The following is a 12,657-nucleotide window of genomic DNA, read 5'->3' as shown; positions in this document are numbered from 1 at the left end:
CCTGCTCCCTCTCCCGCAAAGCGGGGGAGGGTCGGAGGGGCGCGAGCGCCTTCCGTTTTCTCGCCGACCGCTATCCTTCGAGCCCCAGCGCCTGACGCACTTTGGCGGAATAGCCATAGAGATCGCCGCGCAATTGCAGCCGTCCATTCTCGTCGACGAAAGCCGTGAAATATTCGATGTGGATCGGCAGCGGCCGCGCGAGATTGATGTAGCGCTCGCTCGCGCCGACGAGCTTGCGCACGCGCTCCTCCGGCCAGCCGCTGCCCGGCCCCAGCACCGCCTCGGCGAGGCGGAAGGGCTGATCGACGCGCACGCAGCCATGGCTCAGCGCGCGATGCGCCGAAGAGAACAGCGCATGATTGGGCGTGTCGTGCAGATAGACCGAGAAATCATTCGGGAACATGAATTTGATGCGCCCGAGCGCATTGGATTCGCCCGGCTTCTGCCGCACGAAGGTCTGTCCCTTGCGGGTGAGCACCTCATAGCCGCTGGCGGCGATCGCGCCGAGATTGCCGCCGTATTTCGGCAGCATCTCCTTCGTCAGGATCGACGGCGGCACATTCCAATAGGGATTGACGATGATGAATTGCATCTTGTCGGAGAACACCGGCGTCGGCGTGCCCTCCTTGCCGACGATGACGCGAGCGCGATGCGTGACGCGGCCCTCGCGCACCACGGCGAGCTCGAAGTCGGGAATGTTCACCTCTATGCGGCTCTCGCCGAGATCGCGCGGCAGCCAGCGCCAGCGCTCCATATTGGCGATGATCTCGGCTTCCACCAGCGCATTGGAGCGGCGCGCCGGCGCGCTCGGCGCCTCCCGGCCCGGCGCCGCGTCATGCGCGACGGAATGCGAGGCCTCGGCGAAGCGCCTGTCGAGCTCCGGCAGGCCGGCGCTGCGCAGCTCCACCAGCTTTGCGCGCAAGGCGCGATAGCCCTCATGCGGCGGATTATAGTCTTGCAGCATATCGCCGGCGCGCGGCCCGGCGGCGGCGATCGCTCCGAGCGCGGCGCCCGGCTCCGGCAGCGCGGGATGCGCGCCGATGAGCCGCGACAGACGCCGCGGATCGAGCCGCCCGCCGGACGCCTGCGTCGCATAGGCGACGACCGCCTCCGACAAAGCCAGCTCATCCGCATCGCCGCCGAGCCTGGTCTCCGAAGGATAGGCGACGCCGCGCAGATCGAGGCCGTCGTCGCGCGCGCGGCTGAGCCGCTCTATCGCGGCGGGCGCCGAGGCGCGCCAAACGCCGCCGTCGCGCCATAGCGGCGCATAGGCGCGCTGCGCGTAAAAGGCGGCGACCGCCTTGCGCCGCGCGCGCTGCTCCACCCCGCGCGCCGCGCCGGTCCATTGGTCGAGCGCCGCGGCGAAAGCGCGCTGCTCCTCGCCGATCAGCGCCTCGGCGATGTCGAAACCGCCGGACGCGGGAGGAACCGCGATCGAAACGGAATTGGCGACGGGAAGCAGAGCCGACACATCCGCCAGCGCGAACAGCTCCGACTGCGGCTCGCCGACATGCAGCCAGGAGACCTCGAGCTGCTGGACCAGCGGCGGCGGCGCGACGGCGAGCGGCGTGCGGATCGGCGCATAGGGCGCCGGCGCCGCGCTGGATGCGGCGACGAAGGACGAACCCAGCCCGACTGCGAGCGCCAAGCCCGACGCACGCGCGAAATGTCCGGACTGACGCGCGAAACTGCCGCGGAATACCATGCTCTCCTGCCTCACGCTACTTCGGCGCCGCCGCACTGGGCGCGCTCGCGTCTCGAAACATGCACGCGCGAAACCCGCCGCCCGACTCGCGCCCTAGGGATATTAACGTAAACGGGTTAATGCTTGGAATAAGCTTCCTTCGCCCGGCCGCCATAAAGATTGCGTTTCCATTAACGGCGCGCGCGCCGCGGAGTCGAGTTGCGGCTATCGCGCGCCCGTCTCGCGATTAGCTGGGCGCGACCTTTTGTAGCGAAGCCGCATCGCCGCGCTTTCCGCCGCAAATTCAACTCGCTCGCGAAATTCCGCGCCATTCTGCCGCAGCGGCGCGCGATTGTCGGCGGCGGCGCGGCGGCGCAGTTTTATCGGCGACGATGCGCTGCGTCGTCATTGCAAAAAAAATTACACGTAAGGGAGAATCGTCATGCACAGCAATGCGGAGCTCGTCAAAGCGGTCGCCGGCATCATCGGCGCGCTCGCCTTCTTCATCATCGTCCTTCACCAGCTCACCCGGCTGATCGGCTGAGAGCCTTCTCCTCGCGCGACTTCCCGGGGCGTCCTCGTGGCGTCTCCGGGATTTTTCTCGAGCGACGACGTATATTTCAGATCACATAGATTCTGTCCGGCAGCTCCTCATGGCCGCCGGGCGGCACATGTTTCGACAAGAGCCGCGCGCATTCGGCGATCGCATCGACGAAACCATCGGCGACGCGCCCCTCCCGCATGCGCGCCAGCAGCAGATCGAGCGCCGCGCGCCAATCCTCCTCCGGAATTTTCCTCGCTATCCCCTCATCCGCGACGATGCGCGCATAGCGCTCGCCCAGCGAGACGAAGATGAGCACGCCGGTGCGCTCTTTCGTCGCCGAGACGCCGCGCGTGAAAAACTGCTCGATCGCGGCGCGATGGGCGCGCTCGCGTTTCACGAAGCGCGGCGTCAACGCCAGCCGCAGCGGCGGCAGCGAGAACAGCAGCGCCGCGCCGATGAAGACGAGAATCTGAATGGCGAGGATGAGCCGGACGCCGAGCTCGGTGAAGAACACCAGCGGCCAGGGCGCGATGAGCGCGACGAGCGCCGCCAGCAGCGGCGGCACATAGGCGTAATCGGAGGAGCGGCGCGCCAGCACGCAGACGATCTCCCCCGCCGTGCGCCGTTCGGCGGCGGCGATCGCCTCCGCTATGCGCGCCTGATCCGCGTCCGAAATGGGCATCACCAATCCCCCGAGGCTCCGCCGCCGCCCGACGAGCCGCCGCCGCCTGAAAATCCGCCGCCGCCATCGCCGCCGAAAGAGCCGCCGCCGCCCCAGGAGGAGCCGCCGGACCAGCTGTCGTTGGACGGCGGAAAATAGATGATCGGCCCGCGGCCGCCGCGATACATGCGCCGCCCGCCGCCGCGAGCGTTGGTCAGCATGGAGAAGAAGACGAACAGAAACAGCGCGAAGACGATGAAGGGCACGATCTGATCGAAGCCCGGCTCCTGATGCTCGGCGCGCACTTTGATGCGCTTTTCCCATTCGGCCGAATCGCCGCTCAGCACTTCGATGATTCCATCGACGCCGCGCTCGACGCCGGCGCCGAAATCGCCGGTCTTGAACTTCGGCGTCACCGCCGTGGCGATGATGATCTTCGAAAGCGCGTCGGTGAGCGTGCCCTCGAGCCCATAGCCGACCTCTATGCGCATCTTGCGCTCATTGGGCGCGATGAGGAACAGAACGCCATTGTTCACCTTCGCCTCGCCGAGCTTCCAGAAGCGGAACAGGCCATTGGCGAAAGTCTCTATGTCGGTTTCCTGCAACGAGGGCACGGTGGCGACGACGAGCTGAATGCCGGATTTCTCCTCCAGCTCCTTGGCTTTCGTCTCGATGTCGAGACGCGCCGCCGGCGGAAGAATATGGGCGTCGTCGACGACGCGGCCGGTGAGCGCCGGAAAATCGAGCGCCGCGAAGGCGAGCGCCGGCAGCAGCACGAAGATCAGCAGAGCGAGGCTTCGTGTCCTTCGTGTCTTCGTGGCCTGTCCACCACGAAGACCCGAAGGCCACGAAGGAAGGAGCTGCATGGGCGTCGGTCTCCGGAGAGGTCAGAATTTGACCGTGGGCGCCTGCTCCGCGCCGGCGCTGGCGGTGAATTCGGCGAGCGGCTTGGTTCCGGCGAAGACGGTCTTGGCCCAGAGCAGCGTCGGGAAGGTGCGCAGCGAGGTGTTGAACTCCCGCGCCGCCTGGATGTAGTCGCGCCGCGCCACAGTGATGCGGTTTTCCGTGCCCTCGAGCTGCGATTGCAAGGCCAGGAAATTGGTGTTGGCTTTCAAATCCGGATAGGCCTCGCTCACGGCGATGAGACGCCCCAGCGCGCCGGAGAGCTGCGCCTGCGCCTCCTGGAACTGCTTCAGCTTCTCTGGATCGGTGAGCTGCGAGACATCGACCTTGGCCTGCGTGGCGTGGGCGCGCGCCTCGGTGACGGCCGTGAGCACGTCCTTCTCATGCTTGGCGTAGCCTTGCACGGTGGCGACGAGATTGGGGATGAGATCGGCGCGGCGCTGATATTGCGCCTCGACCTCCGACCATTTGGCCTTGGCCTCCTCCTCCTGGGTCGGGATGGTGTTGTAGCCACAGCCCGAGAGGGAGAGCGCGAGGAAGAGAGCGGCCAGCAGAGACGGCCGGCGGAGCGAAAAATTCATCCGAAAGTCTCCTCATGACGTCATCCGCCCCACCGAACGGAGCGCGCCCATTACTTAGGCTGCACATGAGGCCTTGGGAAGTGCGGGCGACGCCGGAAAGGGGACGAGTGGTGGGTCGGTTTGGGTTTCTGACCCTTATGGGACCTTCTCTAGCGCTCGAACGGAGCCATGGGAATTCAGGGCCTTCGCTATGAAGCCTTGCATGAAAATTCACATAGTCTATCGTGACCCTCGTCGCTCTGTAGTCCTTTTCGCACGAGCGCATCTGTGTAGATCTTGGGCTGACCGAGACCACCCGGCCCTCAAACCGGGCGCTCGCCGTTGTGCGCTTCCGGAGCATAGTTGAAGCCAATATTGCGGCCGAATAATCCCCTCGGCTGAGGACGGAAGCATGTCATCACCGAACCTCCATTTCCTTGACGCCCGCGGCGCACTTACAAACCTTCGCAGTTGGCTTACGGCTTCTCTAAAAGAGAGCCACGATAGGGCTGCTGCCCTTATGCCGATTGGCCCCATCGATGTTATTGTGCAGACGGGAAAGCAGGTCATTCCCGAGAAAGGAATTCTCGGGTATTCGCCGGGGCCGGGAGTGATCTTCATCACTGTTGATCCTGATAATCCTGCCCTTTCTGCGAACTCAGAAAGATCATTTGAGCGAATGTTCGCCCATGAGCTTCATCATGCGGCTCGCTGGGAGGGACCAGGTTACGGGTCATCATTGGGGGAAGCATTGGTATCAGAGGGTCTGGCGGGCCATTTCGCTCGAGAAGTCTGGTCTGGCGCGCCTGAACCATGGGAACAACTCGATATCCGAGAAATCCGCCGTCATGTTCCCGTTGCGGCGCGAGATTGGGATCGCAAAGATTATAGCCACAGTGGCTGGTTTTTCGGTGTTGGCGAATTGCCTCGGTGGCTTGGATATTCACTGGGCTTTCAACTCGTCTCCCAGTTCATGAGGGAGCGGGCGGACCGCAAAGCTTCAAATTTGGCCAAAGCGGAGGCGCGAGCGTTTTTCGACAGCCTGACGAAAATCTGACAGGAATCGGGAAGCGTCAGAGTCGGGCTCGCATGTCGATCCGACGCAGCGACCGGCTCTTCCCGACGAAAGTCCACACACGGCGCGTCGCGGGAATTTCGATCCGAGCCGTCGCCTTCGAAAGCGATGAATCCAGCCGAACAGCCGCCGCTCTTTTCATGACGCTCCATTCGCACTAGCTTCGAGGCCAGCTTGCAGTTTTCATCGCGACTCGCGTTGCGCAGCGCAGCGCGACCCGTAGCGGAGCCTCTTTCATGTCGACGGAAACCGTTCTTCAATCGCTGGACGCCGATCTGCCCGCGGCCACGGATCGCCTCTTCGATTTTCTGCGCATCAAATCGGTCTCCACCGATCCGGCATTCGCCGGCGAATGCCGCCGCGCCGCCGATTGGCTCGCCGGCCAGCTGCGCGAGCTGGGCTTTACGGCGAGCGTGCGCGACACGCCCGGGCATCCGATCGTCGTCGGCCACGCCAAGGCCAAGCGGCCGGATGCGCCGCATGTGCTGTTCTATGGCCATTATGACGTGCAGCCGCCGGACCCGCTCGATCTGTGGGTCAGCGATCCTTTCGATCCGCGGCTCGTGGCGGGGGAAAAGGGCGAGGAGATCGTCGCCCGCGGCGCCTCGGACGACAAGGGCCAGCTGATGACCTTCCTCGAGGCCTGCCGCGCCTTTCAGCGCAATGGCGGCCTGCCCTGCCACATCACCTTCCTCTTCGAGGGCGAGGAGGAGACCGGCTCCCCCTCGCTGCCGGATTTCTTCGCCGACAATCGCGAGGAGCTGTCCGAGCCGGCGCTGGCGCTCGTCTGCGACACCGGCATGTGGAACGCCAAGACGCCGGCCATCACCACCATGCTGCGCGGCCTCGCGCAGGAGGAGGTGATCCTCACCGCCTCCGACCGCGACCTGCATTCGGGCATTTTCGGCGGGCCGGTGGTCAATCCGATCCATGTGCTGGCCAAGATCATCGGCGACCTCCACGACGCCGAAGGCCGCGTGACCTTGCCCGGCTTCTACGACGGCGTCGCCGAGCTGCCCGAGGAGATCGCGGCGCAATGGCGTGGGCTCGAATTCGACGAGACGGCGTTTCTGAAGAGCGTCGGCGTCTTGCGCCCGGCGGGCGAGCGCGGCCGCAGCGTCATCGAGCAAGTGTGGTCGCGCCCGACCTGCGACGTGAACGGCGTCATCGGCGGCTATGTCGGCCCCGGCGCCAAGACGGTGCTGCCGGCCAAGGCCAGCGCTAAAATCTCCTTCCGCCTCGTCGGCGCTCAGGACCCGGAGAAGGTGCTCGACAGCTTCCGCGCTTTCGTGCGCGAGCGCCTGCCGGTCGATGTGCGCGCCGAATTCGCGCCGCATGGCGCCTCCCGCGCGCTGCAATTGCCCTTCGGCTCGGAGGCGCTGACGCGGGCGCGGCGGGCGTTGCAGGAGGAATGGGACAAGGAGGCGGCCCTCGTCGGCTGCGGCGGCTCCATCCCGATCGTCGGAGCCTTCAAGCGCGATCTCGGCATGGACACGCTGATGATCGGCTTCGCGCTCGAGGACGACCGCATTCATTCTCCGAATGAAAAATACGCCTACAGCTCGTTCAAGAAGGGCTCGCGCTCCTGGGTCCGCGTGCTCGCCGCTCTGGCGGCGTGAGCGGCGTCCTCGCCCTGCCCCGGGGACGGGGCGGGGGAAGGGCCGCAAGCCAGAGGAACATCGAATGGGGCTCCGCGCAAAACGACCCGAGCCCCGGCCGGCCGGCGATTTCGCGCCGCTCGGCGAGCGCGAGGCGGCGGCGCGACTCGCCCGTTTCGGCCCCAATGAGCTGGAGCAGCCGCGGCGCCCCTCCTGGCTGCTGATCGCATTCGCGGCGCTGCGCGAGCCGATGTTCGCGCTGCTCATCGTCGCGGCGCTGCTCTATCTGGCGCTCGGCGATCGTCACGAAGGCCTGCTGCTCACCGCCGGCGCCTTTCTCTCCATCGGCCTCGTCGTGGCGCAGGAGACGCGCAACGAGAATGCGCTCGCCGCTCTGCGCAGCCTCGCCGCGCCCAGCGCCCGCGTGCTGCGCGCCGAGGGCGAGCGGCGCATTCCGGCGCGCGAGATCGTCCCCGGCGACATTGTGCTCGTCGGCGAGGGCGAGCGCACGCCGGCCGATGGCGCGCTGCTGCGCGGCGACGTTCTCTCGGTGGACGAATCGGCGCTGACCGGCGAATCGGCGCCGGTCTGGAAAGCCCCGGCGAACATGGTGGACCCGCTGCTCGATCCCGAGCCCGGCGAGGCGGCGCCGTTTCTCTTCGCCGGCACGCTGGTGACGCTCGGCCAGGGCGCGATGCTGGCGACGCGCACCGGACGCGCGACGCGGCTCGGCCGCATCGGCCGCTCGCTCGAGGAGATCGCGCCGGAGGAGACGCCGCTGCAAAAGAGCACGGGCCGCGTCGTCGCGATATTCGGCGCGCTCGGCATCGGCTTCTGCCTTCTCGTGGCGCTCGCCTACGGCCTCGCCTTCGGCGATTGGATCACGGCGGGGCTGACCGGCATCACCCTCGCGATATCGCTGACGCCGGAAGAATTCCCCATGGTGCTGGCGGTGTTTCTGGCGCTCGGCTCCTATCGCCTCGCGCGGCGCAATGTGCTGGCGCGCCGCTCCGCCGTCATCGAGACTTTGGGCGCGACCGACGTGCTCTGCGTCGACAAGACCGGCACGCTGACGCAAAACCGCATGGAGGCGGCGTTTTTCCTGCGCGGCGCCGACATGTGGCGGCCGGGCGAGGGCGCGATGCCGGAGGCGATCGCGCCTTTGCTGGACGCCGCTCTGCGCGCCAGCGCCGCCGATCCCTCCGATCCGATGGATCGCGCGCTGCACCGCCTGACCCGCGACCCGCCCGCGAGCGCGGCGATCATGCGCAGCTTTCCGCTGCGGCCGGAGACGCTCGCCTTCGTGCAGACATGGCGCGCGGCCAATGAGAGCCTCGCTTCCTTCGCCAAAGGCGCGCCGGAGGCGATCGCCGGCCTCTGCCGTCTGGAGGCGGATGCGCTGCGCCTTCTGACCGCCGAGGTCGCGACCATGGCGGCGCATGGGCTGCGCGTGCTCGCCGTCGCCACGCATGAGGGAGCGCTGCCGCGCGAGGACGATCCCGGCTCCGGCGCCTTTACGCTCGAGGGCCTCGTCGGCTTTCTCGATCCTCTGCGCGAGGATGTTCCAGAAGCGGTCGCGCTGGCGGCGCGCGCCGGCATTCATGTGGTCATGATCACCGGCGATTATCCGGCGACGGCGCTCGCGATCGCGCGCCAGGCCGGCATAGAGGCGCGAGACGGCGCGCTGAGCGGCGCCGAGATCGCCGCTCTGAACGAGGCCGCGCTGGACGAAGCCGTCGAGACCAAGCGCGTTTTCGCGCGCATCCGCCCGGAGCAGAAGCTCGCGCTGGTCGAGGCGTTCAAGCGCAACGGTCATATCGTCGCCATGACCGGCGACGGCGTCAACGACGGGCCGGCGCTGCGCGCCGCGCATGTCGGCGTCGCCATGGGCCAGCGCGGAACCGATGTCGCGCGCGAGGCGGCGTCGATCGTGCTGCTCGACGATCGCTTCGCCTCCATCGTGGCGGGCGTGCGCAGCGGACGGCGCATTTTCGCCAATCTGCGCAAGGCGCTGATCTTCGTGACCGCCATCCATGTGCCGATCGCCGGCCTCGCGCTGACGCCCATTCTCTTCCTGCTGCCGCCGGTGTTCTTTCCCGTGCATGTGGTGGCGCTGGAGCTCGTCATCGATCCGATCTGCGCGCTGGTCTTCGAGGGCGAGCCGGCCGAGCGCCACATGATGGAGGAGCCGCCGCGCTCGCCCGCCGAGCCATTGTTCGGCCTGCGCCAGATCGGCGCCGGCTTTTTCGAAGGCGCAGTGCTGCTCGCGGCTCTGCTCGGCGTCTATTTCGTCGCGCTTCACATCGGCATGGGCGAAGGCGAGACGCGGGCGCTGGTCTTCGTCGGCCTCGTCATCGGCGATCTCGCCATGGCCTTCGCCTCCGCCGCAGAGCCGGGAACCGCCTTCTTCGACAAGCGGCGCGTCGCCTTCTGGATCATAGCCGCCGTCACGACGCTGGCGCTCGCGGTCATCGTCTATGTTCCGGCGGCGGCGGAGCTGTTCCGCTTCACGACGCCGAAACCAGAGGCGCTCGCCTATGTCATTGCGACGGCGCTGGTCGCCGGCGGCTGGTCGGGGGTATACAAGGCCGTTCGCAGACGCCGAGGATGACATCACCGGAATCGCAATGCCCTCACCCGACACGCCGCACGCCGCCGATTTCCGTCCCTCGCCCAATCACGGCGAGCGGCTGCGGCCGATCTCCTCGCTGATCCTGCATTACACCGGCATGCCGACGGCGGCGGCCGCGCTGGCGCTGCTGACGAGCGCCGAATCGCAGGTCTCCTCGCATTATTTCGTCGATGAGGACGGGACCATTCTCCAGCTCGTGCCGGAGGCGCGCCGCGCCTGGCACGCCGGCCGCAGCTTCTGGGCCGACGAGGAGGATATGAACTCCGCCTCCATCGGCATTGAGATCGTCCATCCCGGCCATGACGATCCGCGCCCTTTCCCGGATCGGCAGATCGAGGCCGTCGCCGCGCTCGGCCGGGACATTTGCGCCCGCTGCGCCATCGTCCCGCAACGCGTGCTCGCCCATTCCGACATCGCCATCGGCCGCAAGGTCGATCCTGGCGAGTTCTTCCCCTGGAAGACGCTGGCGGAGCTGGGCGTCGGCCATTATGTCGCCCCTGCGCCGATCGCGGGGAGCGCGGCGCTGGAGCCGGGCGCGAGCGGCGAGCCGGTGAGGGAATTGCAGCGAGCGCTGGCCGATTACGGCTATAGGAGCGACGTCTCCGGCGCATATGACGCGGCCTCGGCCGGCGCGGTGGCGGCCTTCCAGCGGCATTTCCGCCCCGGGCTCATCGACGGCCGCGCCGATTCCTCGACCATCGCGACGCTGCGCGCGCTCGCGGCCGGGATAGGCGCATGACCGACAAGCGATCCGTCGTCGTCACCGGCGTCTCCACCGGCATCGGCTACGCCCTCGTCGAGGGGCTGACCGCTCGCGGCTTCCATGTCTTCGGCAGCGTCCGCACGCCGGCCGACAGCGCGCGGCTGCAAGCGCGCTTCGGCGCGGAGAGCTTCACCCCGCTCCTCTTCGACGTGACCGACGCCGCAGCAGTGGCGGAGGCGGCGCGCGAGACCGAGCGGCGGCTCGACGGCGCGACGCTCGCCGGCCTCGTCAACAACGCCGGCGTGGCTTTTCCGGCGCCGCTGCTCTATCAGCCGCTCGAGGAGGTCCGCCTTCAGCTCGAGGTCAATGTGATCGGCCAGATCGCCGTCACCCAGGCTTTCGCTCCCCTGCTCGGCGCGAGCCCGGCAAAGCGCAACGGGCCGCCCGGCCGCATCGTGAATATGAGCTCGGTGGCGGGCAGCCTCGCGTCGCCCTTTCTCGGCGCCTACGCCGCCTCCAAGCATGCGCTCGAGGGCTTGTCCGACGCGCTGCGGCGCGAGCTGATGGTTTTCGGCGTCGATGTGGTCGTCATAGAGCCCGGCGTGATCGCCACGCCCATATGGGACAAGGCCGAGAACGCCGATTTGGGCCGCTATGACTCCACCGTCTACGGCCCCTCCGCCCGCAGGCTGCAGAAATGGGCGGTGGAGAAGGGCCGCCTGGGCCCGCCGCCGGAGCGCGTCTCGGACGCCGTCCTGCGCGCGCTGACCGAGCCGCGGCCCCCGGCGCGCATTCGCGTCGTGCCGAGCTATCTATTGGACTGGCTGCTGCCGCGGCTCTTGCCGACGCGGCTGCTGGACCGCCTCCTCGCCAAGCGGATGGGCCTGCTGCCGCCGGCTTGACGCGGGGCGCGTTCCGGCCCACCAAGAGCGAAAATCCCATCGAGGGGACAAGACCGACGATGACCGACGAAATCGAGACCCGCCTGCCCGACCCGATCATCGCCGCACCCTCGCCGCGCCATAAAACCTGCGTGGTGACGATCGGCCAGGGTCCCCGCGCGGTGACGGTGGGCGGCGGCGGCGCCATCGTCGTGCAGTCCATGACCAACACCGACACCGCCGACATCGAGTCCACGGTCGCGCAGATCGAAGCGCTGGCCCGCGCCGGCTCCGAGCTGGTGCGCATCACCGTCGATCGCGACGAGGCCGCCGCCGCCGTGCCGCATATTCGCGACCGGCTGGCGCAAAAGGGCGTCGAGGTCCCGCTGATCGGCGATTTCCACTACATCGGCCACAAGCTGCTCGCCGATCATCCGGCCTGCGGCGAGGCGCTCGACAAATATCGCATCAATCCCGGCAATGTCGGCTTCAAGGAGAAGAAGGACCGGCAATTCGGCGCGATCGTCGAGCTCGCCATCAAGCATGGCAAGGCCGTGCGCATCGGCGCCAATTGGGGCTCGCTCGACCAGGAGCTGCTGACCCATCTGATGGACATCAACGCCAATTCCCCTGCGCCGCTCGACATGCGCGCGGTGACGCGCGAGGCGCTGGCCCGCTCGGCGCTGATCTCCGCCGAGCGCGCCGAGGAGATCGGCCTGTCGCGCGATAAAATCATCATCTCGGCCAAGGTCTCCGCGGTGCAGGACCTCATCGCCGTCTATCGGATGCTGGCGCTGCGCAGCGATTATGCGCTGCATCTCGGCCTCACCGAGGCCGGCATGGGGTCGAAGGGCGTCGTCGCCTCGGCGGCCGCGCTCGGCGTGCTGCTGCAGGACGGCATCGGCGACACGATCCGCGTCTCGCTGACGCCGGAGCCCGGCGGCGACCGCGCCAATGAGGTGCGCGTCGCTCAGGAAATTCTCCAGACGATGGGATTTCGCACCTTCGTGCCGCTGGTCGCCGCCTGCCCCGGCTGCGGCCGCACCACCTCCACCGTCTTCCAGGAGCTGGCGCGCGACATCCAATCCCACATTCGCGACCGCATGGCCGTCTGGCGGCAGGATTATCCGGGCGTCGAGACGCTGAATGTCGCGGTGATGGGCTGCATCGTCAACGGCCCGGGCGAGTCCAAGCACGCCGACATCGGCATATCGCTGCCCGGCACGGGCGAGGCGCCGACGGCCCCCGTCTTCATCGACGGCAAGAAGGCGATGACCTTGCGCGGCGAGGGCATAGCGGAAGAATTCACCCGCATCGTCGAGGATTATGTCGCCGGCCGTTTCGGCTCTGCGACGGATGGACGCGCGGCGGAGTGAGACTGCGATCAGGCTCGCTTTCCTCCACTCCGAAAAAGCG

10 protein-coding genes are annotated in these 12,657 nt (G+C 67.4%); 6 read left to right on the top strand and 4 right to left on the bottom strand.

All coding sequences use genetic code 11. The annotated features are described in order from the left end of the window. Positions 1–70: 70 nt before the first annotated feature. The 4 genes from VIF40_RS14420 to VIF40_RS14405 form a co-directional block, all read right to left on the bottom strand. Positions 71–1,648 carry a L,D-transpeptidase family protein gene (locus VIF40_RS14420; protein WP_331938204.1) on the bottom strand — a complete coding sequence of 526 codons (1,578 nt, stop codon included), beginning with the start codon at positions 1,646–1,648 and terminating at the stop codon, positions 71–73. A gap of 656 nt (positions 1,649–2,304) precedes the next feature. Continuing rightward, positions 2,305–2,910 carry a TPM domain-containing protein gene (locus tag VIF40_RS14415; protein WP_331938203.1) on the bottom strand — a complete coding sequence of 202 codons (606 nt, stop codon included), beginning with the start codon at positions 2,908–2,910 and terminating at the stop codon, positions 2,305–2,307. Beyond that, on the bottom strand, positions 2,910–3,755 hold the full coding sequence (locus VIF40_RS14410) for a TPM domain-containing protein (RefSeq protein WP_331938202.1): 846 nt from the start codon (positions 3,753–3,755) through the stop codon (positions 2,910–2,912). The genes VIF40_RS14415 and VIF40_RS14410 overlap by 1 nt, the downstream gene beginning before the upstream one ends. 21 nt (positions 3,756–3,776) lie before the next feature. Beyond that, a complete protein-coding gene (locus tag VIF40_RS14405) occupies positions 3,777–4,373 on the bottom strand; it encodes a LemA family protein (protein WP_331938201.1) in 597 nt (198 codons plus the stop codon). Between the two features lie 391 nt (positions 4,374–4,764). On the opposite strand from VIF40_RS14405, the gene VIF40_RS14400 reads away from it, so the two are divergent. The 6 genes from VIF40_RS14400 (at position 4,765) to ispG (ending at position 12,617) form a co-directional block, all read left to right on the top strand. Then, entirely contained in the window at positions 4,765–5,409 is a 645-nt protein-coding gene (locus VIF40_RS14400) for a DUF2268 domain-containing putative Zn-dependent protease (protein WP_331938200.1), read from the top strand. Positions 5,410–5,663: 254 nt separating this feature from the next. Further along, positions 5,664–7,046 (top strand): M20/M25/M40 family metallo-hydrolase, encoded by a 1,383-nt coding sequence (locus VIF40_RS14395; RefSeq protein WP_331938199.1) that lies wholly within the window; start codon positions 5,664–5,666, stop codon positions 7,044–7,046. A 64-nt stretch (positions 7,047–7,110) separates the two neighbouring features. Next, positions 7,111–9,636, top strand: coding sequence for a cation-translocating P-type ATPase (locus VIF40_RS14390; RefSeq protein ID WP_331938198.1), 2,526 nt, complete (start codon positions 7,111–7,113; stop codon positions 9,634–9,636). 16 nt (positions 9,637–9,652) lie between these two features. Beyond that, on the top strand, positions 9,653–10,396 hold the full coding sequence (locus VIF40_RS14385; RefSeq protein WP_331938197.1) for an N-acetylmuramoyl-L-alanine amidase: 744 nt from the start codon (positions 9,653–9,655) through the stop codon (positions 10,394–10,396). Continuing rightward, positions 10,393–11,262 carry an SDR family oxidoreductase gene (locus VIF40_RS14380; RefSeq protein ID WP_331938196.1) on the top strand — a complete coding sequence of 290 codons (870 nt, stop codon included), beginning with the start codon at positions 10,393–10,395 and terminating at the stop codon, positions 11,260–11,262. The genes VIF40_RS14385 and VIF40_RS14380 overlap by 4 nt, the downstream gene beginning before the upstream one ends. Before the next feature lie 59 nt (positions 11,263–11,321). Continuing rightward, positions 11,322–12,617: a flavodoxin-dependent (E)-4-hydroxy-3-methylbut-2-enyl-diphosphate synthase gene (gene ispG, locus VIF40_RS14375; protein WP_331938195.1), complete on the top strand. Its 1,296-nt coding sequence runs from the start codon at positions 11,322–11,324 to the stop codon at positions 12,615–12,617. The last annotated feature ends 40 nt before the right edge of the window (positions 12,618–12,657 follow it).

This window comes from Methylosinus sp. (assembly GCF_036560965.1).
In the GTDB taxonomy this organism is placed as follows: domain Bacteria; phylum Pseudomonadota; class Alphaproteobacteria; order Rhizobiales; family Beijerinckiaceae; genus Methylosinus.
This window is presented reverse-complemented; position numbering and strand designations above follow the sequence as displayed.